Below are 26,648 nucleotides of genomic sequence, written 5' to 3'. Positions count from 1 at the left end.
TGATCTTGCGAGTAGCGTACATAACCACTTTTCAGCCGGGTCCGGCGAGGGGATATGCTCCGCCTGCCCGCGAGCCCCGTGCTGATCACGGAGGCGGGTCTGCTTGAACTGGGGGGTTCATGAGCTTGCTGCCACGTGGCAGAGGTATGTCCACGCTGCCCGCGACCAGGGGGAAGGGCCGTACGGCCCTCGCCTCCGGCGCGCTCCTGCTCGCCGTGCTGACGGCGTTCACCGGCCAGAGCGGGTCCGCCCTCGCGGCCCCGTCGCCCGGCACCACCATCACCGATCCGGCCGCCGCGACCGCCGCCGCACCGCGGGCCGCAGGGCCGCAGGCCGCACCGAAGCCGGACCCGAAGGCGGACCGCGCGGCCGCGGTGCGGGCGCTCGCGGAGGCCGACCCGTCGGGCCCCTGCCCGGCGGCGCTGAAGCCGCACGAGATCGCCGACTGCGCCGTCCCTTCGGGCACGACGGCCCGGATCTCGCTGACCCTGCCGCAGCAGAAGGACCTGGTCCTGATCCAGGCCGTCGCCGCCCAGGGGTCGCTCTATCCCCGGCTCCTCGCGCCCGACGGCTCGGCCGTCGCCTGCGAGTCGGTGCGCCCGTTCTCCGAAGGCACCCTGCGCTGCCCCACCACCACCGCGGGCACGTACACGCTGACGCTGATGAACAACAGCAGCAACGAGACCGGCGCCTCCGTCGCCTACACCCCGCTGCTCTCCACCAACGCCTGCAAGCCGGTCGGCGCCGCCGACTCCAGGCTCGGCGCCCCGACCGTGTTCGACCGCTCGCTGCCCGCCGGTTCCGCCGGTGACTGCTACGCGCTGGGCCTGGCCGCGAACGACGTGCTGCGCAGCCACGCCACCTCCTACCAGGTGCTGCAGGGCGTCTACGACGCCGCCGGCAAGGAGATCTGCTCCTCCCTGAACCGCGAGGGCGACGCGCTCGACTGCAAGCTCACCGGCCCCGCCCCGTACCGGATGTCGGTCCTGCAGCCCTCCGGCGCGGCCGCGCCCTACACCTTCACCGCCGCCCGGTTCTCCAAGCCCGAGGGCTGCCCGGTCGTCGAACCCCAGGCCTACGGAGCCTCCCCGGACCTGACCTCCACGGTGCGCTGCCGCGTGCTGCGCGTCCCGTCGGCGGGCCCGTACACCTACGCCCCGGTCTCCGCCGGCTCCGCGCCCTACGGCCTGCTCTACACGGCCGCGGGCACCCAGGTCACGGACTGCGCGACGGGCTGCACCCTGCCCGCCGGGGACTACACCTGGGCGGTCGACCCCCGCACCACCGACGCCGGCGCCTTCGGGATGGCCCTCCACTCCGCCAAGGAGACCCGGGGCTGCACCGCGACCCGGGACGACGGCCTGGTGTCCGGACCGGTGACCGGCACCTTCGGCGGTCCCGGGCAGCAGCTCTGCCTGACCCTGCCGACCGCCACCGGCAAGGGCGTGTACCTCCTCAACCGGCCCCCGGCCGACGGGGACCACGCCGACACGGCCGTCTACGACGCCTCCGGAGCCCAGCAGTGCGAAGGCTCCCCGGAGGCCGTCTGCAAGCTGACCGGCACCGCCCCGTTCCGCGTGGTGCTGAGCGGCGAGGCCGCCACGGCGTACGGCCTGGTGGTGCACCGCACCGGTGAGACCGCCGGCTGCGCCCTGTGGCCGCAGACCGCCTTCGGCGCCTCCACCGGCGCCCGGGTCGCCCTGCCCGCCGAGGTCCGCCAGGCGTGCCTGAGCCTGCCCGCCGACAAGCACTCGGCCGCCGAGCTGCTCGACTACACCAACAGCCAGAACAAGCTGAACGCCACGGTCCGGGTCGTCGACCCCCAGGGCAACGTGGCCTGCGAGACGACCTACTACAGCACCACCATCAGCTGCCCCCTGACTCCCGGCACCGCCTACACGGCCCTGCTGGCCGGCTGGGGCGGAGCCGACACGTACACGCTGGTGCGCCGCGACGTGTCGCCGACGGCGAACTGCGCCGCGCCCGCCTCGACGAAGGTGGGCGGTCCCTCCACCCCCTTCGACCTGACCTCGGCCCTGGACGCGCGCTGCCTGCGCGTTCCCGCCGCCGCCGCGGACAAGATGTGGCTCGGCGCGCGGACGCTCGGGGGGCGGTACGACCCCACCACGACGGCGGCGGTCCTCGACCCCGCCGGCAGGATCCTCTGCTGGCAGCAGGGCGTCTCCTGCCAGGTGACCGGCTCGACCTCGTACGTGGTGGTGCTGATCGCCACCGGTTACGCGGACAAGCCGATCCACACCAACGTGGACACCTGGCGGGTGGGCACCGCCGCCGGATGGGCCGCGGAGTGCACGGCGAACCGGGTCTCCCCCGAGGGCTTCCCGGCCCGCAGCGGGGTGCTCACGGAGTCCTCCACCGGCTACTGCGCCGTCCTCGACATCAAGCCCGGCCAGGCCTTCAACGTCGTCGGCACCAGCAGTTCCACCAACGGCGACCACCCCTGGGTGGATCTGGACACCGCCGCCGACTGGAACGCCTCGTACAGCAAGTACAGCTGCATCGGCGCGATGGGCCGCTTCGGGGTCCGCTGCTCCAGCACCACCGACGCCCCGGCCGCTCAGGCGGTCCTGCTGGTGAGCGCCCGGAAGGCGCCCACGCCCGTCGAGTTCACCATGGAGGGCGTCTGCGACACCGGCTGCACTCCCGCCTCGGCCCAGCTCCCGACCGGCATCAGCCCCGCCGCCAGCCCCACCGGTACGCGGTCGCAGGCCGTCGTCAGCGGTACGGGCCTGACCCTGGGCACGAAGCTCAAGCTGGTGGGCGGCGGCCAGGAGCGGCCGCTCGCCCAGGTCTCCGTCAACGCCGCGGGCACCGCCCTGAGCGTCCAGGTCGACACCACCGACCTGCCCGCGGGCACCTACGACCTGGTCCGCGAGGGCGTCGGCTACACCGACGGCGTGCCCTCCCCGGGCTACCTCCCGAAGGCGTACACGGTCACGGCGGCCTCGACCCCGGGCAAGTCCCGGTACGTGCCGCTCACCCCGTCCCGGTTCCTGGACACCCGTGACGGCACCGGCGCCAAGAAGCAGCGCGTCGGTGCGGGCGGCGTGGTGACCCTCCAGGTCGCGGGCGTCAAGGGCGTCCCGGCCACCGGGGTCACCGCCGTGGTCATGAACGTCACGGCCGTCCAGCCGACCCAGCCGGGCCACGTCACCGTGTACCCCAACAGCCGTCCGCTGCCCGGGGTCTCGAACATCAACTACGCGGCCGGGCAGATCGTGCCCAACCTCGTGACGGTGCCGGTGGTGAACGGGAAGGTGGACCTGCGCAACAGCGCCGGCACCGTCGACCTGATCGCCGACGTCACCGGCTACTACACCGACAAGGCCGGTACGGGCTCCTCGTTCACCCCGATCACCCCGTCCCGGTTCCTCGACACCCGTGACGGCACCGGCGCCAAGAAGCAGCGCGTCGGTACGGGCGGCGTGGTCACCCTCCAGGTCGCCGGCGTCAAGGGCGTCCCGGCCACCGGGGTCACCGCCGTGGTCATGAACGTCACGGCCGTCCAGCCCACCGAGGCGGGCCACGTCACGGTCTACCCCAACGGTCAGCCCGTGCCCGGGGTCTCGAACCTCAACTTCACGCCCGGACTCATCGTGCCCAACCTCGTGGTCGTCCCGGTGGTCAACGGAAAGGTGGACCTGCGCAACAACTCCGGCTCGGTCGACCTGATCGCCGACGTCACCGGCTACTACTCCGCGACCGGTTCGACGTTCTCCTCGGGTACGCCGGTACGGCTCCTGGACACCCGTGACGGCACCGGCGCCCGCCCCGGAGCCGTGGGATCCGGCGGTCTGGTCAGCCTGCAGGTGGCCGGGGTGGAAGGCGTACCGGCGCAGGGGGTGACCGCGGTCGTCCTGAACGTCACGGTCACCAACCCCACGTCCGACAGCCACCTCATCGTCCACCCGCACGGTGCGGCCCGCCCCAACGTGTCGAACCTCAACTTCACGGCCGGCAAGACCGTCTCCAACCTGGTGGTGGTCCCGGTGGTGGACGGCCGGGTGACGTTCTTCAACAACTCCGGCTCGGTGGACGTGATCGCCGACCTGAACGGCTACTTCACCTCGTAGGCCCCGAGCACACACGCGGAAACGCGAAGGTCCCGCCCGGCCAGACGACCGGGCGGGACCTTCGCGTCGTACGGCCGCGGCTATGGCTACGGCTACGGCTGCCGCTACTTGGACTCGTAGTACCCGAAGTAGTCGACGATGAGGTCCACGTCGCCGAAGCTCTGGTTCCAGAAGTCCACGACCCCGTGCTCCCCGGCGCTCGCCTGGACCAGGTTGGGGACGGTCCTGCCCGTCGTCCAGTTCAGGGTGGAGGAGACCGGGCGCGGCGGGACGACCGCGGTCTTGCGCTTGTAGTCGCCCATCGAGTTCGGGTCCGGGGCGACCGAGAGGAATCCGTCGCCGGTCGTGTTCGTCACCGTGGTGTTCAGGACGTAGGCCTCGACTCCGCTCGCGCCGCCCCCGAACGGCAGGTGCAGGTAGTCGCGGGCCGTGACCTTCCCGATCGTCGAGTCCGGGTCCCGGGTGTCGAGCGCGCGGTACGGGGTGACCGGCATGTACGCGGCCTCGCCGGCGGGGCTGTAGTAGCCGACGACGTCGACGATGACGTCGGCCGGCGTCCAGCCGCCGTTCAGGATCTTGATCTTCCCGTCGGTCCCGACGGGCACGATCACCGAGTTCGCCACCGTCTGGCCCGGGTTGAAGTTCAGGTTCGAGGTGGTCGGGGCCTCGCCGCCGGACGGGTAGACGGTCAGGTGACCGAAGTTCTCCGGATTCGTGACGGTGAGGTTGAGGGCGACGGCCGTGGCCCCCGCCGGTATGCCCTCGCGGCCCGCCATCCGGGTTTCGATGCTCCCGTAGCCTCGCAGACGGCCCTGCGCGGTGCCGATGCCGCTGCGGGTGTCGACGAAGCGGGCCGGGGCGAGCGAGGTGTACCCGCTGGCCGAGGTCCGGGTGAAGTAGCCGGTCACGTCCGCGATCAGGTCGACGGCCTGCCAGCCGCCGTTGTGGATCTGCACGGTGCCGTCCGCGCCGACCGGCACGATCACCATGTTCGGGACGGACTGGCCGGCCTCGTAGTTGAGGTTCGACGTGGCGGGCCGCGGCTCGTTCATGCCCGGGGACACCGTGACGTGCCCGCCCGCGGTGGTGTTGGTGACGGTGACGTTCAACGCCACGGCGGTGACCCCGGCCGGGAACCTGCTGTTCCCCGCGATCTTCAGAACGGCGCTCTTGTAGGCCTGGACCTTGGCGACCGGCGCCCCGACACCGCCGCGGGTGTCCAGCAGGCGGGTGGGCGCGAGCGGGGTGAAATCGGAGCCGCGCGTGACGACCTTGAGCTCGGCGGCCGCCCGGCTGCCGGCCGTGTCCTCGGCGGAGACCTTGACGGTGTACGGGCCGCTCTTCTTGTAGACGTGCGCGCTCTTCAGCTCGCCCCCGACGACGTCCTGCACCACGTCCGTGGACCCGTCGCCCCAGTCGACGGAGACGTGCTGCGCGCCGGCGCCGCTGCTGAGGGCTGTCGTCAGCGTGATTCCGTGCGCGGTGTCGCCGGTGCTGCTGAGTGCGATGGCGAAGTCCGCAGCGGCGGCGCTGTCCGGCGCGGACACGGCCCGGCCACCGCCCGGCACCGGATCGGCCTGGGCCACGCCCGGAACCAGGCCGATGCCGGCGGCTACGAGAGCGGCGGAAAACATGAGTCGGCGATTGCGCACCGGCCCCCCTTGTTTGAACTGTTCAAGCGAACACGCGATCGGTTCGAAAGCGTGGTCAGCGTACCGATGCCGGGTTCGCCGGACGTTCGAAGACGAGCTCGATGCCGTCGGTCTCGTTGCCCCGCTCGGCGACGCGGCTGAAGCCGAAGCCCCCGAGGGTGGCCAGGGAAGCGGCGTTGTCCGCCCGGACGGTGGCCCGGACGGTCCTGACCTCGGGTTCCTCGGCGGCCCTGGCCAGCAGTGCGGTCAGCATGGCGCGGGCGTAGCCCTGGCGGCGGTGGGCGGACACGACGCTGTAGCCGACCTCGACCACGCCGTCCCCGTCCGGCGGGCCGTGGAACCCGGCGTCGCCCACGACGGTCCCGTCGGGCTCCGACACGGCGGCCCGGGTGGTCCAGGGAGCGGCGGACGGGTCCTTGGCGAGCTGGTCGGCGCGGTAGCCGAAGATCCAGCGGGCCCGGTCGGACACGAAGTAGGCGTCGAGGTCCACCCCGGCCTCGGCGCTGCCCCCTGCGAGGTCGCCGTCGGCAAGGGCCCGCAGGGCCTTCGCGTTGAGCTCGACGAAGCGGACGCGCCTGGGGAGAAGTTCAGTACTCATCGCGCAGATGCTCACCCAGCGGGCGGGGCCTGTCCACCGCATTACCGCCCGCCCCTGGCGGACCATGGAGGCGGACAGGTTTCCTCACACGTGGAGTCGTCGATGGCCGTTCGCCGTGTCGTGCCCAACATCCGGTCGGAAGCCCCGCAGGAGAGCAGGGAGTTCTACGGGCTGCTGGGATTCGAGGAGGTCATGAACCACGGCTGGATCATGACGCTCGCCTCCCCGTCCAGCCCGGCAGCGCAGATCAGCGTCATGAGCAGCGACAAGACCGCGCCCGTCACCCCCGACCTGAGCATCGAGGTCGACGACGTGGACGCGGCCTACGAGATCCTGCGGGCGAGCGGTGCGGAGATCGTGCACCCCCTGCAGGACGAGGAGTGGGGCGTGCGGCGGTTCTTCGTACGCGACCCCAGCGGACGGGTTGTCAACGTGCTGGGCCACCACTGACGGCGGCTACCAGGCCAGCTGGGAGATCTCCTCGGCCACCACGGCGCAGCCGTCCGCCGCCGGGTCGATCAGCGGGAAGTGGCCGACTCCGTCCAGCAGGGTCAGTCCGACCGTCTCCCCCGCCAGCGCGGCCGCCGCGACGTACGCCTCCGACACCGCCTCCGGGACCACGATGTCGCTGCGCCCCTGCACCACCGCCGTCGCGATGCCGGTCGGGAGCAGCGCCGCCGGATCGGCGTACGGGCGCCGCGCGGTGAAGGGGCCGGCTCCGCCGAGGAGTTGCGCCGAGGCGCCCCCGCACACCCCGAGCTCCTCCGCCACCGTGAAGTCCGCGATCGGGGCCAGCGCCACCACTCCGCGCAGCAGCGGCGGCGCGGGCAGCCTCCAGCCGGCCGGGGCGTCCTGCGGGAGCACGTGCCGGGCCGCGGCCCACAGCGCGAGGTGGCCTCCGGCCGAGTGGCCGGTCAGCACCATGCGGCGGGGGTCGGCCTCCGGCAGGGCGCCGGCGGCCAGCTCCGGGAGGGCGTCGAGCGCGGCGGCCACGTCGTCGAAGGTCTCGGGCCAGCGGCCGGCCACCGGGCCCTCGGCGTCCTGGTGGGGCAGCAAGCTCCCGCGCCGGTACTCGACGTTGGCGACGGCGAAACCCTGCCGGGCCAGGAAGTCCGCGAAGGGGGTGATGTGCTGCCGGTCGTACGGGGCGCGCCAGGCCCCGCCGTGCAGGACGACGACCAGCGGAGCGGAGCGCGCGGTGCCCGGCTGCGCCCGGTCCCCGCGCGGGGCGTGGAAGTCGATGATCTGGTCGGGGTGTTCACCGTAGGCGGCCGTCGCGTCGGGGGCTACGGGCGGATGGGAGAAGGCCGAGGCGGCCTCGGCGGCGTCCCGTTCGACTGCGGGGTCCGTCATCGGCTCAACCTCCGGTAACGCGTGGGACAAGGGGGACTGGTGTTCCGGTGTTCCGGCAGAGCGGGACCGTATCAGGCCGGAACGGTCCCCTCCGTGGCGGCCCGGAGCGATACCGGCGCGGGCGGGGCCGTAGCCCCGCCCGCTCGGTGATGTGACGTTTCGCTACCGGTTCACCCGAAAATGTGACCCAGTGTGCGCGCCGCACGCTCCGCGTCCGCGAAGCCGACGTACAGCGGGGTGAACCCGAACCGCAGGACGTCGGGGGCCCGGAAGTCCCCGATGACTCCGCGGGAGATCAGCTCGCGCATGATCCCCTCGGCGTTCTCCGTGCGCAGCGACACCTGGCTGGCGCGCTGCCCGTGCCCGGTGGGGGTGACCAGCTCGACCCTGCCCGCCGGGACGTACGCCGCCACGCAGTCGAGGAAGAAGTCGGTCAGCGCGAGGGACTTGGCGCGGACGTCCTCGACCGCGACCCCGTCCCAGGCGTCCAGGGCGGCCTCCAGCGCGAGCATGGACAGGATGTCCGGCGTGCCGACGCGGGCCCGCGCCACGCCCTGCGCCGCCTCGTAGGAGGGGGTCATCGCGAACGGATCCGCGTGGCCGTTCCAGCCCGGCAGCGGGGAATCGAAGGCGCCCTGGTGGCGGGCGGCGACGTACAGGTACGCGGGCGCGCCGGGGCCGCCGTTGAGGTACTTGTACGTACAGCCGACCGCGAGGTCCACCCCGTGCGCGTCGAGGCCCACGGGCAGCGCCCCGGCGGTGTGGCACAGGTCCCAGACGACGAGCGCCCCGGCGGCGTGCGCGGCCGCGGTGAGGGCGGGCAGGTCGTGCAGGCGGCCGGTGCGGTAGTCGGCGTGGTTGAGGAGCACCACGGCGGTGTCCGGCCCCATCGCCTCCGCGGCGGCGGCCGGGTCGACCGGGACCACGCGCAGCCCCGTCATCCGGGCCGCCGACTCGGCGATGTAGCCGTCGGTGGGGAAGGTCGCGGCGTCCACGAGCAGCTCGGTCCGGCCGGGCGCGGCCAGCCGGGCGGCGCCGACCAGGGCCTTGAAGAGGTTGACGCTGGTGGAGTCGCCGACGACCACCTGGCCGGCGGCGGCGCCGACCAGCGGGGCTATCCGGTCGCCGATGCGCTCGGGGGCGTTCCACCAGTTGGCTTCGCCCTCGGTCCAGGAGCGGATCAGACGGGTGCCCCACTGTTCGGTGACCACTTCGGCGAGGCGGTCGGCCACCCCCGCGGGGAGGGCGCCGAGGCTGTTGCCGTCCAGGTAGACCACGCCCTCGGGGAGGGTGAAGCGGTCGCGGAGCTTGCCGAGGGGGTCGGCCGCGTCGAGGGCTTCGGCGCGGGCGGCCAGGCCGGAGTCCGGGTTCGTGTCAGACATGGCTGCGCGCCGTCCAGAGCTCCGGGAACACGTTCTTCTGGGCGCGCTTCTCCAGCCAGGTGACGCCGGCCGAGCCGCCGGTGCCCGTCTTCGCGCCCATCGCGCGCCGGGTGGCGACCAGGTGGTCGTTGCGCCAGCGCCAGACCAGCTCGGCGACGTCGGTGAGGACCTCGCCGAGGCGGTGCAGGTCCAGGTGGGCGTCCGGGGTCGCGTACAGGGCCGTCCAGACGGCTTCGACCTCGGGCGAGGGCTCGTAGCGCTGGGAGAGGTCGCGGTCGAGGACCGACTGCGGGACCGGCAGGCCGCGGCGGGCGAGGAGGCTCAGCACCTCGTCGTAGAGGCTGGGCTCGTGGAGGGCCTTCTCCAGCTCCGCGTGGACGCGCGGGGCGCCGCGGTGCGGGACCAGCATGGAGGCGGCCTTGTCGCCGAGCAGGAACTCCATCCGGCGGTACATCGCCGACTGGAAGCCGGAGCCTTCGCCGAGGGCGGCGCGGTACGCGTTGAACTGGCCCGGGGTCAGCTGGGCGAGGGGGCGCCAGGAGGCGTTGAGGGCCTCCAGCTCGCGGAGGGATCGTTTCAGCGCGTCCATCGCGACGGGGAGCTGGTCCTCGCGGAGCGCCTTCGAGGCGGTCTCCCACTCGTGGACGATGACCGTGAACCACAGCTCCATGACCTGGGTGGTGACCAGGAAGACCATCTCGCCCGGGTCGTCGGAGCGCAGGTGCTGGAGGTGGGTGAGGACGTCCGCCTGGACGTAGTCCTCGTAGGGGGTCGTGCCGGCGAAGTCGAGGTTCGGGGTGTCCGAACCGCCGTCTCCGGAGGCATCAAGGGCGTGCGACATCGCTGTCTCCTCGATACGTGCTTCCGGGTAGCGGTCCGCTCCTTCCGGTGAGGTGAGTGGAGCTCCGGTCCCCTGTCCGCATCATAAGACCGTCGTGCCGCAGGGCTTCAATAGTCAGTGGCGCACGTCACTTTCCGCGACCGGGCGGGCCCCATGCGGGAACCCGCCCGGTTCCGGGCACGTGAGCCTCTCGGGCCTCAGACCGCGAGGACGTCCGCGGCCGTCTCCGAGGAGTCGCGCAGGAAGGTCGAGCAGCGCTCGTACTCCTCCTTCTCGTCGATCGCACCGGCCGCGCGGGCCAGGGCGTTCAGGGCGCGCAGGAAACCGCGGTTCGGCTCGTGCTCCCACGGCACCGGGCCGTGGCCCTTCCAGCCCGCGCGGCGCAGCGCGTCCAGGCCGCGGTGGTAGCCCGTACGGGCGTAGGCGTACGACTCGACCGTGCGGCCGCCCGCGAAGGCCTCGTCGGCGAGGAGGGCCCAGGCGAGGGAGGAGGTCGGGTTCGCGGCGGCGACCTCGACGGCGGGGGTGCCCGCGGCGAGGGCCGCGATGCCCGGCCGTCGGCCAGCCCTGCCGCGTGAGCCGCTGCTACTTGAGCTTGGTGCCCGTGGAACGCAGGTTCGCGCAGGCCTCGGTGACGCGCGCGGCCATGCCGGCCTCGGCGGCCTTGCCCCACGTGCGGGGGTCGTACTTCGACTTGGTGCCGACCTCGCCGTCGACCTTCAGGACCGCGTCGTAGTTGCGGAACATGTGGTCCACGACCGGGCGGGTGAAGGCGTACTGGGTGTCGGTGTCGAGGTTCATCTTCACGACGCCGTTCTCCAGCGCGGTGGCGATCTCCTCGGCCGTGGAGCCCGAGCCGCCGTGGAAGACGAAGTCGAACGGCGAGGACTTGCCGTACTTCTCGCCGACGCCGGCCTGGAGGTCCTTGAGGAGCTCGGGGCGCAGGACGACGTTGCCCGGCTTGTAGACGCCGTGCACGTTGCCGAAGGAGGCGGCCAGCAGGTAGCGGCCCTTCTCGCCCAGGCCCAGGGCCTCGGCGGTGCGCAGCGCGTCGTCGACGGTGGTGTACAGCTCGTCGTTGATCTCGTGGCTGACGCCGTCTTCCTCGCCACCGGTCGGGGTGATCTCGACCTCAAGGATGATCTTCGCGGCGGCGGCCTTGGCGAGCAGCTCCTGGCCGATGGCCAGGTTGTCGGCCAGGGTCTCGGCGGAACCGTCCCACATGTGCGACTGGAAGAGCGGGTTGAGGCCGCGGGCCACGCGCTCGGCCGAGATCTCGATCAGCGGGCGGACGTAGGTGTCCAGCTTGTCCTTGGGGCAGTGGTCCGTGTGCAGCGCGACGGTGATGTCGTACTTCGCGGCCACGATGTGCGCGAACTCGGCCAGGGCGGCGGCGCCGGTGACCATGTCCTTGTTGTACTGGCCACCCAGGAACTCCGCACCACCGGTGGAGATCTGGATGATGCCGTCGCTCTCGGCCTCCGCGAAGCCGCGCAGCGCAGCGTGCAGGGTCTGGGTCGAGGTCACGTTGATCGCCGGGTAGGCAAACTTGCCTGCCTTCGCCCGGTCGAGCATCTCGTTGTAGACCTCGGGGGTTGCGATGGGCATCTGTCCGCTCCTTGGATGTGCGGGGAGTGTGCTTATTGCGGGCCCTGACCTGGGGGCGACGTTGCCGTCGTGCCCATCTTTCCAGACTCACGCCCCCGCTCCACCTCCGCGACGGCGCCGCGCGGGCCGATCCGGGTGGAGTGTTTCACGTGAAACACTCCACCCGGCCACAAAAGCCCAGGTCAGGACCTAGTTTCGGACTTCCGGGGACCTAAGTCACCAGTTGTGCGGAAGCACGACCCGGTGTCCGAGGGTTAGGACAAACCGAGGTCACCGAGCTGGTAGCCCGTGAGGTACGGCAGTCCGGCGGCCGCGATGGCGTCGGCCGCGCCGCGGTCGACGATCGTCGCGACGGCCACGACCTCGCCGCCGGCCTCGCGGACCGCCTCGACGGCGGTCAGCGGGGAACCGCCCGTGGTCGAGGTGTCCTCGACGACCAGGCAGCGCTTGCCCTTCACGTCGGTGCCCTCGATGCGGCGCTGCATGCCGTGCGCCTTCTGCGCCTTGCGGACGACGAAGGCGTCCAGGCGCGCGCCGCGCGCGGCGGAGGCGTGCAGCATCGAGGTGGCGACCGGGTCGGCGCCCAGCGTCAGGCCGCCGACGCAGTCGAACTCCAGGTCGGCGGTGAGGTCGAGCATGACCTGGCCGACCAGCGGGGCGGCCTCGCCGTCCAGGGTGATCCGGCGGAGGTCGATGTAGTAGTCGGCCTCGCGGCCGGAGGAGAGGATCACCTTGCCGTGCACGACGGCCTTGTCCTTGATCTGCTGCAGAAGCGCATCGCGTACGTCACTCATGGCCCCGAGCTTAATTGGGCACTACCCGAGCCGCCGCCACGTCCACGTCGTGGAGATCTCCAGCGGGTCCACGGGGGTGACCAGCTGCGGGAGGCTGTTCAGGCCGTTCGGCGGACCCGACTGCGGTTCCACGCAGACGGCCTCGGGCTCCTCGTCGTAGACGACCACCCATTCGGAGCGGCTGGTGACCTTCAGCTCCAGGGCGTCGGGCCACGTGAGGGTGACGTCGACCCCGTACGGCATGCCGAAGCAGTCGTCCCAGGGGCCGGGCTTGGGGTCGATGCGGTTGCCGGTGGGCAGGTGGTCGGCCCCGCGCTCCTCCTGCCAGGCGGCCTCGAAGCCGATGCGCACGTCCTCGCCGCCGTTGCCGAGGTTGCGGTGGAACCAGGGGTGCCAGCCGGCCTGCGCCGGGAAGGAGTCCTGGTAGGTCTCGATGCCCATGGTCAGGGTCAGCGCGTCCTCGCCGAGCTCGAAGATCTGGGTGACCAGGCCCTCGTAGGGCCACGGGTCGGCGAGCGGGTACGTGAAGGCGGCCTCGGTGCCGGTGGCCCGGGCGCGGGTCCAGGCGGCGTCGCGGCCGAAGCCGTGGATGGCGTGCGGCGGGTGGTTGAGCGGGAGCTGGTGCAGGGTCGCCCCGTCCTGGAACTGCCCGTCCCGGGTCCGGCCGCACCACGGGACCATGGGGAAGGACCCGTAGTGGTCCCCCTGCCGCAGCAGTTCCGTCCCGTCGATGCGCAGACTGCTGATCCGGCAGCCGTTCTCCTGGTCGATGGTCACCTCGGCGCCGCCGGCGCGCAGTTGCGTACTCATGCCATGACCTTAGTCAGCCCGACGGCCCGATCAGGCCCGTGCGGGAAAGCGGGCGGGTCCCCGGGTCAGCGGCGGCGGCGCAGGGCGCGGCCCAGGAGGACCGCCGAGGCCACGGCAACGGCGGCGGCCGGGGCGATCCAGCGGAGGCTCGCGTTCGCGGAGGCGGCGGAGGGGGCCGGGACCGGGGCGTAGCGGCCGCGCGGGGGCGCGTGGTCCACCTCCTCGGCGCTGCGGCCGATCATCGTGCGGCGGGCGTGCGCGGCCTCGGCCGGCGGGCGCGGGGGGCCGCCGAGGTCCCCGAGGTCGGCCATGCCCTCGAAGGTGCCTTCCAGGAACGGGTCCAGGGACGGGGGCGGAACCTCGGTGTCGAACACGGATGCGGTGACCTCGGTGAACCCCGGACCGGGGTCCTCCTCCTGGTCCGGGCCCTGGTCCGAGCCCAGGTCCGAGCCCAGGTCCGAGCCCAGGTCCGAGCCCAGGCCGGTGTCCGGATCGGAGTTCACCTCGGTGTCCGCGGCCGGGTCCGCGCCGGCGTCGACCGCGAGGGCCGCGAGGTGCCCGGCGGCCCGGTCCAGGAGGCGGTGCCCGGCCGTGGCGGCCGCGTCGGGGGCGAAGGCGGCGGCGCGGCCGTCGGCGGCGGACTCGGCGGTGAACTCCAGCAGGGTGCCGCCGTCCGCCTCGGTGAGGCGCAGCGCGAGGGAGAGCTTCACGGTCCCGCTCCCCCGCACCTCGGTGCCCTCGCCCGCGAGGGTGAAGCGGTCCGGGTCCTGCTCGGTGACGGAGAGGGCGCCGCGGTAGGTGACGGTGTGTCCGCCGGCCCGGACCTTCAGCCGGCCGGACAGCGGCCCGGCCTCGGTATCGGCGTCCTGCTGGAGCCCCGGCACGCATCGCGCCAGCCGGGCGGGGTCGCGCAGCACGGCGCGGACGTCGGCGGAGGGGACCGGTACGAACACCTGATGCTCCATGCGCCCGAGCCTACCGACGCGGCAGCCCGGCCACGAGTACCCCGGCCACGGGAACCCCCGCCGCGAGAACCGCCGCCGGGCGTGCCCCCGCCCCGGGAGCCTGCGCCCCGGCAGCCCCGCCTACGAGTACCTCGGATGCGGCAGCGTGGACGGCGGGAGCCCCGCCACCCGGGTGCGCTCCGTGTCCCGGGCCGCGTCGGCCAGGGACTGCGTGGACAGGGAGCGCAGGGCGGGCGTCTCCCGGTCCACCCGCAGCCGGGGCTCGCCCTCGCGGGCCGCCAGGACGAAGCCCCAGTCCTGCGGGAGCTTCGCGGCGGGGGCGGAGGCCGCCCCGAGCACCCGGTCGGGGCCGGCGGCGAAGCCCGAGAGGCGGCCGCCCGCGCTGTAGGGGGCGGTGCGCAGGCCGGCCGCGCGCAGGGTGGCTTCGACGGTCCAGTAGGTGCGGGGTCTGGTGCCCGGGGGTCCCGCGTGGACGGCGAGCCGCCCGCCGGGGCGCAGGGCCCGCGCGGCCAGCCCGTAGAACTCCTGCGAGTACAGCTTCGTGCTGGGGGTGATCCCGGGGTCGGGCAGGTCGGAGACGATGACGTCGAAGCGGGCCCGGGCGGCGGGTGCGCGCAGCCAGCTGAAGGCGTCCGCGGTGACGACCCCGAGGCGCGGGTCCTCGTACGCCCGCCCGTTCAGCGCGGAGAGCATCGGGTCGGTCCGGGCGAGCCGCACGACTCCGGGGTCGAGCTCGACAACGGTGACGGAGGCGACGTCGCGGTAGCGCAGCACCTCGCGGGCGGCGAGGCCGTCGCCGCCGCCGAGGACCAGGACGCGGGTGTGCGGGCCGGTCATCGCGGGGTGCACGAGGGCCTCGTGGTAGCGGTACTCGTCGTAGCCGCTGACCCGCAGGCGGCCGTCGAGGAAGAGGTCGAGGGAGCGCGGTGAGCCGTCCGGGGGGCCGGTGAGGACCAGTTCCTGTACGCCGGTCTGGACGGCGACGCGGACCTCGCCGCCGTAGACGGCGCGGCGTGCGACGCGTTCGAAGTCGTCGGCGAGGACGGTGGCGCAGCCCAGGACGGTGAGGACGGTGACGTTGACGGCGATGAGCAGCCAGCGGGCGCGCCGGCTCAGGTCCCGGCGGAACAGCCACAGGACGAGGCCGCCGCCGGCCACGACGTTGATGGTGCCGGTGAGCATGGCGCCGGTGAGCTGGCCGAGGACGGGCAGCAGCAGGAAGGGGAAGGCGAGGCCGCCGACGAGGGCGCCGACGTAGTCGGCGGCGAACAGGTCGGCGACGGCGCCGCCCGCGTCCTGTCTGCGGATCCGCTGGATGAGGACCATCAGGAGCGGGATCTCGGCGCCGATGAGGACGCCGATGGCGAAGGAGAAGGCGACCAGCGCGGGCCGGGACTCCCCCAGCCAGGCGAAGCTGGCGTAGAGCGCTATGGCGGAGAGCCCGCCGAGCAGGGCGAGGCCCGCTTCGACCAGGGCGAAGCCGAAGGCGGGCCGGGCGCGCAGGGCCTTGGCCAGCAGGGATCCGACGCCCATGGCGAAGACCATGACGGACAGCACGACCGACGCCTGGGTGACGGAGTCGCCGATGAGGTACGAGCCGAGGGCGAGCAGCTCCAGTTCGTATACGAGCCCGCAGGCGGCGCAGACGAACACGGTGGCCAGGACGAGGAGTCTGCCGGTCCTGGGCCGTACGGGCAGGGCGGCCGGGACGCGGGCCACACCGCGCGGCTCCGGAGCCGGGGGGCGGCGCCACCGGGTGCGGAGCACCCCGCGCGGGGTGGAACGGTCGATCATGAAGCGAACCGTACGTCACCGCATGCTCGCATCCGGTCACCCACATGGGTGTAAGTGGCGCACTGGTTCGGGCAGTTGGCGTAACCACCCGGCAACTCCGCGACCCCCGCGACCCCGGGACCCTCAGATCAGCACCGGCGCCTCCGCGGCCACCTGTGCGGCTCCCTCCGCGCCCGCGCCGGCTCCTGCGCCCGCCAGGGCCGTCCGTACGCCGACGCGGGTGCGGGTCGCCACCAACTGCCCTTCCTGCGGGTACGCGTGCCAGGTCCGCCACCGGACCTGGCCCTCGTAGCGCTGCGCGAGCATGGCGGTGAAGGCGTGCGGGCTGCCCGGGAAGGTGCCGGCCAGCCCGTTCGGGTGGTCCGCGACCAGTGCGAGCAGCTCCTGCGCCCGCCCCGCGAAGGAGCCGCGCGAGAGGTTCTCGACCCGCGCGGCGAACTCGTACTCCCAGTCGCCGACGCGCTTGGCCACGCCGAGCGGAAGCGGGGTGCTGCTGCCGGGCATACAGGCGACGGTCTCGGAGCAGAGCACGTCGCCCTCCTCCAGGAGTACCTGGTGGGAGGCCCCGAGCAGGCGCAACTCCACTTTCGCGCCACCCAGTTCGAGGTTCAGTACGGCCAGGGCGGGCAGCCGCTCCCGACCCAGGGCCCAGGCGAGGTCGGCGGCACGCGTGTCGGTATAGGTGGTCTGGAGGGTCGTGAGCATGAGTCGGCTCCGCAAACGCGCGAGGGAGATGGGCCGGGGCCCGCCAGCGGTAGTCAACGGGTGGGGGGACACCGGCACGGGTCCACAGGAAGTCCAGGGAGGTCCGAGGACTGGTCTACTCAACCGAGGGAATCATGAAAGGCACGGCACTCACAGCGTTTTTACCCAAGTTGCAGGGGTTTACATCCCCTCGGGGGCTACACAGTTCACGTGTTCAACCACATGCCGCCCGTACGCCGTAATGCGCGGCCGTGACGTCCGAACAAGAAGACGCCCGACGGAAGTTGTGCCCGGCGGGCGCCTCACGTATGCGGGACGCGGTACGAAGGTGGTCCTTCGGAAGCCATGGATCCATGCTGCCCCGTGTCAGCTGGAACCGCATCCTCCGGATCAGCTCGAACCGCATCCTCCGCCGCCGCACGAGGAGGACGAAGAGCCGCAGCTCGACGAAGACCCGCAGCTCGACGAAGACCCGCAGCTCGACGAGGAGGAGCCGCACGACGACGAGGAGGAGCCGCTCCCGGCCCACCAGCCCGCACCGCCACCGGCGCCACCGGCGGCACTGCCGCCCCCGCGGCCCCCGCGTCCGGCCTTGACTGCCACCACGACGATCACCACGACCACCGCCACGAAGATCACTATTCCGAGGATCATCCCCCGACCCCTCTCTGCTCCCCCGGTTCCCCGGGGTGCGGGATCCCCTTCGTCCCGCGTGCTGGGGGGATGCCCGCGCCCTACGCGACCCAAAGCACACTTGAGCAAGTCCAGAGCTTCCCCGCAGGATTGCGCCCATGAGCGATCCCGAACGCACCAACGGCCCCGCCCGCCCCTTCCTCAACCGCAAGCTGGCGGCCTTCGGCACCACGATCTTCGCGGAGATGTCCGCCCTGGCCACCGCCACGGGATCGATCAACCTCGGCCAGGGCTTCCCCGACACCGACGGCCCCGCCGAGATCGCCGAGGCGGCGGCCCGCGCGATCCGCGACGGCCGGGGCAACCAGTACCCGCCGGGCCCCGGCGTCCCGGAGCTGCGTACGGCCATCGCCGCCCACCAGCAGCGCTTCTACGGCCTGGCCTACGACCCGGACACCGAGGTGCTCGTCACCGCCGGGGCCACCGAGGCCATCGCCGCCTCCCTCCTGGCCCTCCTGGAGCCCGGCGACGAGGTCATCGCCCTGGAGCCCTTCTACGACTCCTACGCCGCCTGCATCGCCATGGCAGGGGCCGTCCGGGTGCCGCTGACCCTGCGCGCCCCCGACTTCCGGCTCGACGTGGACGCGCTGAAGGCCGCGGTCACCCCCCGCACCCGCCTCCTGCTCCTGAACACCCCGCACAATCCGACGGGCACCGTCCTGACCCCCGCCGAGCTGGCCGCGGTCGCGGAGCTGGCCGTCTCCCGCGACCTGCTCGTCATCACGGACGAGGTGTACGAGCACCTGGTCTTCGAGGGCGCCCACACCCCGCTGGCGGGCCTGCCCGGCATGCGCGAGCGCACCGTCACCATCTCCTCCGCGGGCAAGAGCTTCTCCTTCACCGGCTGGAAGGTCGGCTGGGTGACCGGGACGCCCGAGCTGGTCACGGCGGTCCGCTCGGCGAAGCAGTTCCTGACGTACGTGTCCTCGGGCCCCTTCCAGTACGCGATCGCCGAGGCCCTGGCCCTGCCCGACGCGTACTACGACTCCTTCCGCGCGGACCTGGCCGCCAAGCGCGACCTCCTCTCCGACGGCCTCGCGGCGGCCGGCTTCGAGGTCTTCCGCCCGCAGGGCACCTACTTCGTCACCACCGACATCACCCCCCTCGGCGAGCGCGACGGCCTCGCCTTCTGCCGGTCCCTGCCGGAACGCTGCGGAGTGGTGGCCATCCCCAACCAGGTCTTCTACGACGACAAGGCCGCCGGAGCCAGCCACGTCCGCTGGGCCTTCTGCAAGCGCACCGACGTCCTGGAGGAGGCGGTGGAGCGCCTCGGTCGGCTGGCCCGCTGAGAGCGGGCCAGATGGGCGTGCGGGCGTGGGGCCCGGCCTTTCAGCCGGCCCCGTGCCACACGGGAGAGACGAGCAGCGATCCCTTCCACTCCTTCGTGGCGAGCCTTCCACGGAGCTGATGCTGACGGTTCCAGTTGTCACGCGACAACGGGTCGGTGCGCAGCGCCTCAAGGCAGCGGTGGACGCTGGGCAGCGCCGCGCGGCACAGTTCCTCCCACCCCGTCACCGCATCGGTTGTCCCGAAGACGACGTTCCATCCGCTCAGCGGCGGAACGCTGACACGATCGCCCTTCTTCGGGCTCACCCGCCCACCTCGACCGGGCCCAGGTCCTCCCCGTCGAGCGGACGCAGCGCTTCCTTGAGCTGCTCCGGATCGGCATTGATCCGAGCCGTCGCCCTCCAGGAGACGAGCGCACGGTGCACAGCCTCCCTGGCACCCAGCTCTGCCGCATCGGAAAGCGCTTCCAGAAGTTCCACCGTGAAAGCGCGCATCTCCTCGCCGTCCAGGTGCCGCACCCACGGAAAGACTTCCGGCAGCGCCAGCAGCAGTGAGCGGGCTCCGTCGTCGTGCTTCATGAGCGCGAGGAAGAGCCGAGACGCCGTCGTGAGGTTCTCCTCGGTGCGCTCCGCGTGCACGGCAGTCGTCAGCACCATGTCGGGCGCGTCCCGATGGGTGACGCGCAGAGCACCAAGGGCTGCGGCCCGAGCGGCTACTGCCTTCGGGTTTCTTGACAGGTCAGTGAACGACACCGACTCGGGTTCGGCTCCCAGGTAAGTAAGGCTCATACTCAGACTGTACTCAGATTATGCTCTGAGTGCCATGGGTGTGTGCTGGTCCCCGGCGCCGCCCTCGTAGGGTTCCTCCATCGTGTCCATGTCCATCGTGGCGACTCCGACCGGGAGCCCTCCAGAAAGTCGGGACGCATGGCGACGGAAACGCTGTCGAACGGCACACGGGCCGGGCGGCGCACCGGCCCGGCCGGCCGGATCCCCGGCGGCGTCCTCGCGCTGGGGGTCTACGCCGCCGTGCGCGGGCTCGGGGTGCTGGCGGTCGTCGTGGCGGCCTGGTGGAACGGGCGCAGCCCCCTGCGGGTGCTCGGGGAGTCCTGGGACTCCGTCTGGTACCTGCGGATCACCGAGCACGGCTACGGGCGGACCCAGATCTACCCCGGCATCGGCTCCGTGCAGAGCGACTCGGCGTTCTTCCCGCTCTACCCCGTCCTGATCCGCTGCGCCTCCGCCGTGCTGCCCGGCCCCCTGACCGTCGCCGCGCTGGCCGTCGCCTGGATCGCGGCGGGCGCGGCCGCCGTCGGGGTGTACCGGGTCGGGGCGCACCTGCTCGGGGTCCGTGCCGGGGTGCTGCTCGTCGCCCTGTGGGCCGTGCTGCCGCACGCCCTCATGCTGACCCTCGCCTACACCGAGCCCCTGCTGGCCGCCTTCGCCGCCTGGGCCCTCTACGCCCTGCTGCGGGGCCGCTGGGGGTGGGCCGCGGGGCTCGCCGTGCTCGCGGGGCTGACCCGGCCGACGGGGATCGCGGTCGCGGCAGCCGTGACGGCGGCCGCGGCGTACGAGATCTGGCGGCGGCGGGGCCGCGCACCCGCGCGGGTGTGGGCCGCCGGGATCGCCGCTCCCGCGGGCTGGGCCTCGTACGTCCTGCTCGTCGGGGTGCGCCGGGGGGATCCGCTGGGCGGCTACTTCGCCGTCCAGAGCGGCTGGGGCTCGCGCTTCGACTTCGGCGCGGGCGCGCTGCGCTCGGCGCGGCACGCGCTGTCCGGCCCCGGGCAGGTGGAGCTGGCCACCACCGTGACGGTGGTCCTGCTGGCGGCCGCGCTGGTGCTCGCCGGGCTGCTGGCGGCCGACCGGAGGATCCCGCTGCCGCTGCTCGTGTACACGGGCGTGCTGCTGGTGATGACCTACGGCGGCGCCGGCTTCTTCGAATCGAAGCCGCGCTTCCTGCTGCCCGCGTTCCCGCTGCTGCTGCCGGCGGCGGCCCTCATGGCGAAAGCCCGGCCGCGCACCGCCGTCGTGGTGACCGTGGTGCTGGCCGGGCTCTCGTACGGATACGGGCCGTACCTGCTGCTCGCGTCCGGGGTGGCGCCGTAAGAGTCTGAAACGGACCGCGAGGACCTAGTTGGTCTCGCTGTCGCCGCCCTCGGCGTCGTCGTCCTTCTTGTCGGCGGAGTCCGCCGAGTCGACGTCCTTTTCCAGCCCGAACTGCTCGACGAGCCACTTGTCGAACTCGATCGACGCGCGGACCCAGCTGACCGTGGAGGACACGAAGTGCTCCAGGTTCACGCCGGTGCCGATCAGCATCTGCGCCTCGCCGATCAGGCGGACGGAGCCGTCGTCGTGCGTGTGGCTGTAGACCTTGGGCCACAGCGTGCGGCGGTTCCAGTCGTCGATGGACTCGAGGAGCTGAGCCTTCTCTTCGATCTTGTGCGGGCGGTCGTAGAACGTCCGCACGGAGAAGACCTGCTGCTCGTCCTCGCCGCGGAACATGAAGTACGTGCGGAAGTCCTCCCACGGCGCCGCGAGGTCACCCTCGTCGTCGACGACGTACTTGAGCTCCATCTGCTCCAGGAGCTGCTTGACCAGATCCTGGTCGGGGACGACGGGGCCCGCCGGTCCTGTGGCCTGCGGATCGGGCTGCTGCCCTCCGAAGTTCGGAATCGAGGCCGGGTCGATGCTCACCGTGTGACTTCCCTTCGTGCGGATACCGCCATCCTCCCCCATCGCGCCCGCCCCGTGTCCACCCCCGCAGCTACGATCCGCTCCGGGCGGACAGGAGTAGGACCGCCGTAAGGGGGATGGATGGCGCTTCAAGGGAGTTTGCGCGGACTCGTGATCCTGATGGCGGCCGTACCGGCGATCGGCCTGGGCTGAGCGATCTGGCTGATGGCTGCGCTGAGCGACTGGGACGGGCCCGCGTGACCCCGGACGCCGGCCCCTCCGACGCCGCGGCCCCGGACCGGGCCGGGCCCGCGGGTGCGGTCCTGGTCCGGTTCGAGGCCGGCGACGTGTGATCCGGAGCGGGCAGCCCCGGGGAGGGGCTAGAGCGCCTTGCCCACCAGGAGGTCGTCGCCCGCCACCGAGACGCGGACGGTGTCGCCGTCGCGGACCTCGCCGGCGAGGATCTCCTTGGCCAGGCGGTCGCCGATGGCCGTCTGGATGAGGCGGCGCAGGGGGCGGGCGCCGTACGCCGGGTCGTTGCCCTTGTCCGCCAGCCAGGCCAGGGCTTCCGGCGTGACGTCCAGGATCAGGCGGCGCTCCGCGAGGCGCTTGGCGAGGCGGCCGATCTGGAGCTCGGCGATGTGGGCCAGCTCGGCCCCGCTGAGGGCGGAGAAGACCACCAGGTCGTCGAGGCGGTTGAGGAACTCCGGCTTGAAGGTGGCCCGCACCACGTCCAGGACGCGGGCCTTCTTCTCGTCCACAGCTGTGGACGGATCCATCAGGAACTGCGACCCCAGGTTCGAGGTCAGGATCAGGATGGTGTTGCGGAAGTCCACGGTGCGGCCCTGGCCGTCCGTGAGGCGCCCGTCGTCGAGGACCTGGAGCAGGACGTCGAAGACCTCGGGGTGGGCCTTCTCGACCTCGTCCAGGAGGACGACGCTGTACGGGCGACGCCGGACGGCCTCCGTCAGCTGGCCGCCCTCCTCGTAGCCCACGTAGCCGGGCGGGGCGCCGACGAGCCGGGCCACGCTGTGCTTCTCGCCGTACTCCGACATGTCGATGCGGATCATGGCCCGCTCGTCGTCGAAGAGGAAGTCGGCGAGGGCCTTGGCCAGCTCCGTCTTGCCGACGCCCGTGGGCCCGAGGAAGAGGAACGAGCCGGTCGGCCGGTCCGGGTCCGCGATGCCCGCGCGGGTGCGGCGCACGGCGTCGGAGACGGCGCGCACGGCCTCGCCCTGGCCGATCAGGCGGCGGCCCAGCTCCTCCTCCATGCGGAGCAGCTTCTGGGTCTCGCCCTCCAGGAGGCGGCCGGCCGGGATGCCCGTCCAGGCGCCGACCACGTCCGCGATGTCGTCGGGGCCGACCTCGTCCTTGACCATCGTGTCGCGGGAGACCTCGGCCTCGGCCTCGGTGGCGTCCGCGAGCTCCCGCTCCAGGGCCGGGATCTCCCCGTAGAGCAGCTGGGAGGCGGTGTCGAAGTCCCCGTCGCGCTGGGCGCGCTCGGCCTGGCCGCGCAGGTCGTCCAGGCGCTCCTTGAGCTCGCCGACCCGGTTGAGGGACTGCTTCTCCTTCTCCCAGCGGGCGGTGAGGCCCCGCAGGTCCTCCTCCTTGTCGGCGAGGTCCTTGCGGATCTTGTCGAGGCGTTCGCGCGAGGCCGCGTCGGACTCGTTGTTCAGGGCCAGCTCCTCCATGCGCAGGCGGTCGACCGAGCGCTGGAGCTCGTCGATCTCCAGCGGGGAGGAGTCGATCTCCATGCGGAGCCGGGACATGGACTCGTCGACGAGGTCGATGGCCTTGTCGGGCAGGAAGCGGGAGGTGATGTAGCGGTCGGAGAGGGTGGCGGCGGCGACGAGCGCGCTGTCGTTGATGACGACCTTGTGGTGGGCCTCGTAGCGGCCCTTGAGCCCGCGCAGGATCGCGATGGTGTCCTCGACGCTCGGCTCCGCCACCAGCACCTGCTGGAAGCGGCGCTCCAGCGCCGGGTCCTTCTCGATCCGCTCGCGGTATTCGTCGAGGGTGGTCGCGCCGACCATCCGCAGCTCGCCGCGGGCCAGCATGGGCTTGAGCATGTTGCCCGCGTCCATGGAGGAGTCCCCGCCGGCGCCCGCGCCGACGACGGTGTGCAGCTCGTCGATGAAGGTGATGATCTGGCCGTCGCTGGACTTGATCTCCGCGAGGACCGTCTTGAGCCGCTCCTCGAACTCGCCGCGGTACTTGGCGCCGGCCACCATCGCGCCGAGGTCCAGGGAGACCAGCCGCTTGTTCTTCAGGGACTCGGGGACGTCGCCCTTGACGATGCGCTGGGCCAGGCCCTCGACGACGGCGGTCTTGCCGACGCCGGGCTCGCCGATGAGCACCGGGTTGTTCTTCGTACGGCGCGAGAGCACCTGGACGACGCGCCGGATCTCGTGGTCCCGGCCGATGACCGGGTCGAGCTTGCCCTCGCGGGCGGCCGCCGTGAAGTCGGTGCCGAACTTCTCCAGGGCCTTGTACTGGCCCTCGGGGTCGGGGGTGGTCACCCGCCGCCCTCCTCTTGCGTTCTCGAAGGCCTCGCGCAGCTTCTTCGCGGTCGCGCCCTGTCCGGAAAGGAGCTCACCGGCCGCGCCGCCCTTGGCGGCGATGGCGATGAGCAGGTGTTCGGTGGAGAGGTACTCGTCGCCGAGCTTCCCGGCCTGCGCGTCCGCCTCGCCCAGTACGGCGAGCAGCTCGCGGGTGGGCTGCGGGGGCGCGACCGTGGAGCCCGTGACGCTGGGCAGGGCGGCGAGCAGCCGGTCCGCTCCGGCGCGTACGGCGGCCTGGTCGGCGTCGGTCGCGGCGAGCAGGTCGGTGATGTTCTCGTTGTCCTCGCCGGCGAGCAGCGCCAGCAGCAGGTGCGCGGGCGTCAGGTCCGCGTGCCCGTCCTTGACGGCCCTGGTGGTGGCCGCGTTCAGCGCGTCCCGGCTCCGGTTGGTCAGCTCCGCATCCACGGGCGGCTTCTCCCTTCCTGCTTCGTTTCCCTACTGTGTGTGCTTTACATGAGTAACCTGCACAAAGTTGAGTCTATTCCACTCAAGGTGGACCGACGTACCCTTCGCGCATGTCGACTCCCAGCCCGGCCGGCACGGCCCGCCCGACCCAAGACGTACTCAACCCGACGCCGGAGTACCTCGCCTTCTGGCGGGAGCGGCACATCTGCACGCTGACCACCCACCGCCCCGACGGCAGTCCGCACGTGGTCCCGGTGGGCGTGACGTACGACCCGGAGGCCGGGCTGGCACGGGTGATCAGCAACAAGCACAGCAAGAAGGTCCGCAACGTGCTGGCGTCGCAGGGCGGCCCGCAGGGCGGGGCCCGGGTGGCGGTGTGCCAGCTGGAGGGGCGGCGCTGGGCGACCCTGGAGGGCCGCGCGATGGTCCGTACGGACGAGGCCTCGGTCGCGGAGGCGGTCCGGCGCTACGCGGAGCGGTACGGGCGGACGCCCTCGCCGAACCCGGACCGGGTGGTCGTGGAGATCAGCCTGGACCGGGCCATGGGGCGCGCGTAGCCGGCGGCGTCCGGTCCGGCCTCACCCGGCTGTCCGGTCCGGCCTGACCCGGCTGTCCGGTTCGGCCGCATCCGGTTGTCTCGTTCAACCACTGGACACGGACATCACAGCGACGCCATCGTGGTCAGGTCCACGATGGCGTCGCTGTGTGGGGGTAGTGCCTGAGCGATCTGCGACGACAGGGGAATCGCTTCAGGCACTGCGGGGGGTGGCGGCGGATTCGGGCTCGAAAAGTTGGTGATCACGCTGGTCCAGATTGACGAAGACCATGCCGTACCGGATCTCGCAGCGGACGGGCTGCGGTGCGCCTCGGGGACGGCGCAGACAGCGGTAGGCACGGACGTCCTCGTCCTCTTCCCGCACCACGATGATCGGCTGGCCGAACAGGGTGACCTTCAGCGAATCGCCGACGTAGGGGATCGCGCTGGTGAGATCGATGAACTGCCAGCCGGAGCGGTAGGCAGATGCCATTTCACGGCGGAAGCCGTGATCGTCGGGAGTCATCAGTCCCAGCCGAGGTCGTTGGTCGACGCGTTGGCCGAGTCCCAGCCCAAGTCGTTGGGCGACGAATCCCAGCCCAGGTCGGGCTTGCCTATCGACACGGCGGGCGCGTCGGTACCCCCCACGTCCCCACCGAAGGCGTTGACTGCCCCAATGACCGCGGCGGCGGAGAACCCAATGGCAAGTACCGAGCGAAGCATTCTCTTGTACATGGTCGGCTTCGTCCTCACTTGATGGAAATCTTCTCCCCCGCGTGTCAGACGATGGCTCATTCGGGCACGTCGCTGCCACAGGGACGATGCATCATGTTCTTGCATGTTCAGGACCCTGGGGGGTGGAGATTTGCCCAGAAACAACACAAAGCCGACACATCCCCACCCCGTCACGTCCATGTGCGCCGAGGGGACGCGTCTCTACACGGCGGCGCTGAGCACCGGCCGGGTGACCCGCAGCGAGGTCGAGAACGCCCCCTGCCTGCTCGAATTCGCTCTGCTGCGACCCGACCCGGATGACGCGAACCAGCTCCGCGCGGTTCCCCCGTCCGTCGCACTCGCGCAGCGGCTCCATCCGCTCGAACGGGAGATTCAGGACCGGCGCCGGGACACCATAGATCTCACCGACGCATTCGAGCCGTTTCTGACCATCAGCTCCCAGAGCCCCTCGAACACCCACGCCATCACCGTGCTGGAGGGCTTCGACCAGATCCACACCGCCCTCGACCAGGCGACGGCGGAGTGCCGGACCGAGGTGCTGACCGTACAGCCGGGCGGCGCCCGGTCCACGTCCGTCCTCACGGAGGCGCTGGAGCGCGCCGCTCCCCTCGTCAACCGCGGGGTGCGCATACGGACGCTCTACCAGCACACCGTGCGGCACAGCCAGGGCACGCTCGCCTACGTGGACCGGATCTCCGCGGGGAAGGTGGAGATCCGCACGCTCGAAGAGCTCATGGAGCGCCTCATGATCTTCGACCGTACGGTGGCCTTCATCCCCACCAGCGACGACCGCAGGACCGCCCTGGAACTGCGCCACCCCGGGCTGGTCGACTACCTCATCAAGGTCTTCGAGCAGCTGTGGCACCGCGCCGTGCCGCTGTCGGCGGAGGTGACCTACCAGCACACCCCCGGCGGCATCTCCGGCGTGCAGCGGTCCATCGCCCAGCTCCTCATCGAGGGGCACGTGGACGAGGCCATCGCGCGCCGGCTGGGGATGAACGTACGGACCTGCCGCGCCCACATCGCCAAACTGGCGGCCTCCCTGGGCAGCGGCAGCCGGGCACAGCTGGGCTTCCTCATCGCCCGCTCGGGAATCCTGGAGGACCGGGAGCTCTGAGCGGATACGGATGAACGAGGGCGGCGCCCCGCCCCGGACTGGTGTCC

General features: G+C 72.1%; 24 protein-coding genes and 1 pseudogene. 6 read left to right on the top strand and 19 right to left on the bottom strand.

Annotation, left to right across the window (positions count from 1 at the left end):
• Positions 1-146 precede the first annotated feature (146 nt).
• Positions 147-4,094 carry a hypothetical protein gene (locus ACFWNV_RS15715; RefSeq protein WP_383946354.1) on the top strand — a complete coding sequence of 1,316 codons (3,948 nt, stop codon included), beginning with the start codon at positions 147-149 and terminating at the stop codon, positions 4,092-4,094.
• Positions 4,095-4,198: 104 nt separating this feature from the next.
• On the opposite strand, the gene ACFWNV_RS15710 is transcribed toward ACFWNV_RS15715, so the two are convergent.
• Together ACFWNV_RS15710 and ACFWNV_RS15705 are read right to left on the bottom strand one after the other, a co-directional pair.
• A complete protein-coding gene (locus ACFWNV_RS15710; RefSeq protein WP_383946351.1) occupies positions 4,199-5,728 on the bottom strand; it encodes a PKD domain-containing protein in 1,530 nt (509 codons plus the stop codon).
• Positions 5,729-5,801: 73 nt separating this feature from the next.
• Positions 5,802-6,344 carry a GNAT family N-acetyltransferase gene (locus ACFWNV_RS15705; protein ID WP_383946348.1) on the bottom strand — a complete coding sequence of 181 codons (543 nt, stop codon included), beginning with the start codon at positions 6,342-6,344 and terminating at the stop codon, positions 5,802-5,804.
• A gap of 102 nt (positions 6,345-6,446) precedes the next feature.
• Here ACFWNV_RS15705 and ACFWNV_RS15700 point away from each other — a divergent pair, with 102 nt between their 5' ends.
• Complete coding sequence (locus ACFWNV_RS15700; RefSeq protein ID WP_383946345.1) at positions 6,447-6,794, top strand: VOC family protein; 348 nt, start codon at positions 6,447-6,449, stop codon at positions 6,792-6,794.
• 6 nt (positions 6,795-6,800) lie between these two features.
• On the opposite strand, the gene ACFWNV_RS15695 is transcribed toward ACFWNV_RS15700, so the two are convergent.
• From ACFWNV_RS15695 to ACFWNV_RS15645, 11 genes and pseudogenes are all read right to left on the bottom strand, one after another.
• Positions 6,801-7,697: an alpha/beta hydrolase gene (locus ACFWNV_RS15695; RefSeq protein WP_383946342.1), complete on the bottom strand. Its 897-nt coding sequence runs from the start codon at positions 7,695-7,697 to the stop codon at positions 6,801-6,803.
• Positions 7,698-7,867: 170 nt separating this feature from the next.
• On the bottom strand, positions 7,868-9,079 hold the full coding sequence (gene kynU / locus ACFWNV_RS15690) for a kynureninase (protein WP_383946339.1): 1,212 nt from the start codon (positions 9,077-9,079) through the stop codon (positions 7,868-7,870).
• A complete protein-coding gene (locus ACFWNV_RS15685) occupies positions 9,072-9,920 on the bottom strand; it encodes a tryptophan 2,3-dioxygenase family protein (RefSeq protein ID WP_383946337.1) in 849 nt (282 codons plus the stop codon). The genes kynU and ACFWNV_RS15685 overlap by 8 nt, the downstream gene beginning before the upstream one ends.
• A gap of 197 nt (positions 9,921-10,117) precedes the next feature.
• A pseudogene (locus ACFWNV_RS15680) lies at positions 10,118-10,459 on the bottom strand (DUF3151 domain-containing protein); the annotation flags it as partial.
• A 46-nt stretch (positions 10,460-10,505) separates the two neighbouring features.
• A complete protein-coding gene (gene fbaA / locus ACFWNV_RS15675) occupies positions 10,506-11,528 on the bottom strand; it encodes a class II fructose-bisphosphate aldolase (RefSeq protein WP_112446238.1) in 1,023 nt (340 codons plus the stop codon).
• A 254-nt stretch (positions 11,529-11,782) separates the two neighbouring features.
• On the bottom strand, positions 11,783-12,322 hold the full coding sequence (gene pyrE / locus ACFWNV_RS15670; RefSeq protein ID WP_328299960.1) for an orotate phosphoribosyltransferase: 540 nt from the start codon (positions 12,320-12,322) through the stop codon (positions 11,783-11,785).
• 21 nt (positions 12,323-12,343) lie between these two features.
• Complete coding sequence (locus ACFWNV_RS15665; protein WP_383946333.1) at positions 12,344-13,132, bottom strand: aldose 1-epimerase; 789 nt, start codon at positions 13,130-13,132, stop codon at positions 12,344-12,346.
• 65 nt (positions 13,133-13,197) lie between these two features.
• Entirely contained in the window at positions 13,198-14,097 is a 900-nt protein-coding gene (locus ACFWNV_RS15660; protein WP_383946330.1) for a CoxG family protein, read from the bottom strand.
• 120 nt (positions 14,098-14,217) lie between these two features.
• On the bottom strand, positions 14,218-15,891 hold the full coding sequence (locus ACFWNV_RS15655; RefSeq protein WP_383946327.1) for a polyamine aminopropyltransferase: 1,674 nt from the start codon (positions 15,889-15,891) through the stop codon (positions 14,218-14,220).
• A 123-nt stretch (positions 15,892-16,014) separates the two neighbouring features.
• Positions 16,015-16,596, bottom strand: a complete 582-nt coding sequence (locus ACFWNV_RS15650; protein WP_383946324.1) for a DUF2617 family protein — start codon at positions 16,594-16,596, stop codon at positions 16,015-16,017.
• A gap of 214 nt (positions 16,597-16,810) precedes the next feature.
• Complete coding sequence (locus ACFWNV_RS15645; protein WP_383946321.1) at positions 16,811-17,125, bottom strand: hypothetical protein; 315 nt, start codon at positions 17,123-17,125, stop codon at positions 16,811-16,813.
• A 262-nt stretch (positions 17,126-17,387) separates the two neighbouring features.
• Between ACFWNV_RS15645 and ACFWNV_RS15640 the strand changes: the two genes are divergently transcribed.
• A complete protein-coding gene (locus ACFWNV_RS15640; protein WP_383946319.1) occupies positions 17,388-18,578 on the top strand; it encodes a pyridoxal phosphate-dependent aminotransferase in 1,191 nt (396 codons plus the stop codon).
• A 40-nt stretch (positions 18,579-18,618) separates the two neighbouring features.
• Here the strand turns inward: ACFWNV_RS15640 and ACFWNV_RS15635 are convergent, their stop codons facing one another.
• The gene (locus tag ACFWNV_RS15635; RefSeq protein ID WP_383946316.1) at positions 18,619-18,882 is read right to left on the bottom strand and encodes a hypothetical protein; all 264 of its coding nucleotides are present in this window, start codon (positions 18,880-18,882) and stop codon (positions 18,619-18,621) included.
• Complete coding sequence (locus ACFWNV_RS15630) at positions 18,879-19,364, bottom strand: prevent-host-death family protein (protein ID WP_383946313.1); 486 nt, start codon at positions 19,362-19,364, stop codon at positions 18,879-18,881. Before ACFWNV_RS15630 ends, ACFWNV_RS15635 begins: the two co-directional genes overlap by 4 nt.
• A gap of 138 nt (positions 19,365-19,502) precedes the next feature.
• On the opposite strand from ACFWNV_RS15630, the gene ACFWNV_RS15625 reads away from it, so the two are divergent.
• Positions 19,503-20,681: a mannosyltransferase family protein gene (locus ACFWNV_RS15625; RefSeq protein WP_383946310.1), complete on the top strand. Its 1,179-nt coding sequence runs from the start codon at positions 19,503-19,505 to the stop codon at positions 20,679-20,681.
• A gap of 24 nt (positions 20,682-20,705) precedes the next feature.
• Here the strand turns inward: ACFWNV_RS15625 and ACFWNV_RS15620 are convergent, their stop codons facing one another.
• Together ACFWNV_RS15620 and clpB are read right to left on the bottom strand one after the other, a co-directional pair.
• Complete coding sequence (locus ACFWNV_RS15620) at positions 20,706-21,269, bottom strand: YbjN domain-containing protein (RefSeq protein WP_383946307.1); 564 nt, start codon at positions 21,267-21,269, stop codon at positions 20,706-20,708.
• A gap of 359 nt (positions 21,270-21,628) precedes the next feature.
• Positions 21,629-24,214, bottom strand: a complete 2,586-nt coding sequence (gene clpB, locus ACFWNV_RS15615) for an ATP-dependent chaperone ClpB (RefSeq protein ID WP_383946304.1) — start codon at positions 24,212-24,214, stop codon at positions 21,629-21,631.
• Positions 24,215-24,324: 110 nt separating this feature from the next.
• Between clpB and ACFWNV_RS15610 the strand changes: the two genes are divergently transcribed.
• Positions 24,325-24,771 (top strand): pyridoxamine 5'-phosphate oxidase family protein, encoded by a 447-nt coding sequence (locus ACFWNV_RS15610; protein ID WP_383946301.1) that lies wholly within the window; start codon positions 24,325-24,327, stop codon positions 24,769-24,771.
• Positions 24,772-24,963: 192 nt separating this feature from the next.
• Here the strand turns inward: ACFWNV_RS15610 and ACFWNV_RS15605 are convergent, their stop codons facing one another.
• On the bottom strand, positions 24,964-25,275 hold the full coding sequence (locus ACFWNV_RS15605; RefSeq protein ID WP_250748726.1) for a (2Fe-2S)-binding protein: 312 nt from the start codon (positions 25,273-25,275) through the stop codon (positions 24,964-24,966).
• Positions 25,275-25,397, bottom strand: coding sequence for a hypothetical protein (locus tag ACFWNV_RS15600; protein WP_383946298.1), 123 nt, complete (start codon positions 25,395-25,397; stop codon positions 25,275-25,277). The genes ACFWNV_RS15605 and ACFWNV_RS15600 overlap by 1 nt, the downstream gene beginning before the upstream one ends.
• A gap of 190 nt (positions 25,398-25,587) precedes the next feature.
• On the opposite strand from ACFWNV_RS15600, the gene ACFWNV_RS15595 reads away from it, so the two are divergent.
• Positions 25,588-26,601, top strand: coding sequence for a helix-turn-helix transcriptional regulator (locus tag ACFWNV_RS15595; protein ID WP_383946296.1), 1,014 nt, complete (start codon positions 25,588-25,590; stop codon positions 26,599-26,601).
• Positions 26,602-26,648: the final 47 nt, after the last annotated feature.

The sequence above is a fragment of the Streptomyces sp. NPDC058401 genome (assembly GCF_042722885.1).
GTDB lineage: Bacteria > Actinomycetota > Actinomycetes > Streptomycetales > Streptomycetaceae > Streptomyces.
Note: the sequence above shows the minus strand (reverse complement) of the source record. Positions and strands in the feature narration are given on the sequence as shown.

Excerpts from the sequence above, each read along its gene's own strand:
- ACFWNV_RS15715 (WP_383946354.1), top strand. The coding sequence starts at position 147 with ATGTCCACGCTGCCCGCGACCAGGGGGAAGGGCCGTACGGCCCTCGCC.
- ACFWNV_RS15710 (WP_383946351.1), bottom strand. The coding sequence starts at position 5,728 with ATGTTTTCCGCCGCTCTCGTAGCCGCCGGCATCGGCCTGGTTCCGGGC.
- ACFWNV_RS15705 (WP_383946348.1), bottom strand. The coding sequence starts at position 6,344 with ATGAGTACTGAACTTCTCCCCAGGCGCGTCCGCTTCGTCGAGCTCAAC.
- ACFWNV_RS15700 (WP_383946345.1), top strand. The coding sequence starts at position 6,447 with ATGGCCGTTCGCCGTGTCGTGCCCAACATCCGGTCGGAAGCCCCGCAG.
- ACFWNV_RS15695 (WP_383946342.1), bottom strand. The coding sequence starts at position 7,697 with ATGACGGACCCCGCAGTCGAACGGGACGCCGCCGAGGCCGCCTCGGCC.
- kynU (WP_383946339.1), bottom strand. The coding sequence starts at position 9,079 with ATGTCTGACACGAACCCGGACTCCGGCCTGGCCGCCCGCGCCGAAGCC.
- ACFWNV_RS15685 (WP_383946337.1), bottom strand. The coding sequence starts at position 9,920 with ATGTCGCACGCCCTTGATGCCTCCGGAGACGGCGGTTCGGACACCCCG.
- fbaA (WP_112446238.1), bottom strand. The coding sequence starts at position 11,528 with ATGCCCATCGCAACCCCCGAGGTCTACAACGAGATGCTCGACCGGGCG.
- pyrE (WP_328299960.1), bottom strand. The coding sequence starts at position 12,322 with ATGAGTGACGTACGCGATGCGCTTCTGCAGCAGATCAAGGACAAGGCC.
- ACFWNV_RS15665 (WP_383946333.1), bottom strand. The coding sequence starts at position 13,132 with ATGAGTACGCAACTGCGCGCCGGCGGCGCCGAGGTGACCATCGACCAG.
- ACFWNV_RS15660 (WP_383946330.1), bottom strand. The coding sequence starts at position 14,097 with ATGGAGCATCAGGTGTTCGTACCGGTCCCCTCCGCCGACGTCCGCGCC.
- ACFWNV_RS15655 (WP_383946327.1), bottom strand. The coding sequence starts at position 15,891 with ATGATCGACCGTTCCACCCCGCGCGGGGTGCTCCGCACCCGGTGGCGC.
- ACFWNV_RS15650 (WP_383946324.1), bottom strand. The coding sequence starts at position 16,596 with ATGCTCACGACCCTCCAGACCACCTATACCGACACGCGTGCCGCCGAC.
- ACFWNV_RS15640 (WP_383946319.1), top strand. The coding sequence starts at position 17,388 with ATGAGCGATCCCGAACGCACCAACGGCCCCGCCCGCCCCTTCCTCAAC.
- ACFWNV_RS15630 (WP_383946313.1), bottom strand. The coding sequence starts at position 19,364 with ATGAGCCTTACTTACCTGGGAGCCGAACCCGAGTCGGTGTCGTTCACT.
- ACFWNV_RS15625 (WP_383946310.1), top strand. The coding sequence starts at position 19,503 with ATGGCGACGGAAACGCTGTCGAACGGCACACGGGCCGGGCGGCGCACC.
- ACFWNV_RS15610 (WP_383946301.1), top strand. The coding sequence starts at position 24,325 with ATGTCGACTCCCAGCCCGGCCGGCACGGCCCGCCCGACCCAAGACGTA.
- ACFWNV_RS15605 (WP_250748726.1), bottom strand. The coding sequence starts at position 25,275 with ATGACTCCCGACGATCACGGCTTCCGCCGTGAAATGGCATCTGCCTAC.
- ACFWNV_RS15595 (WP_383946296.1), top strand. The coding sequence starts at position 25,588 with ATGTTCAGGACCCTGGGGGGTGGAGATTTGCCCAGAAACAACACAAAG.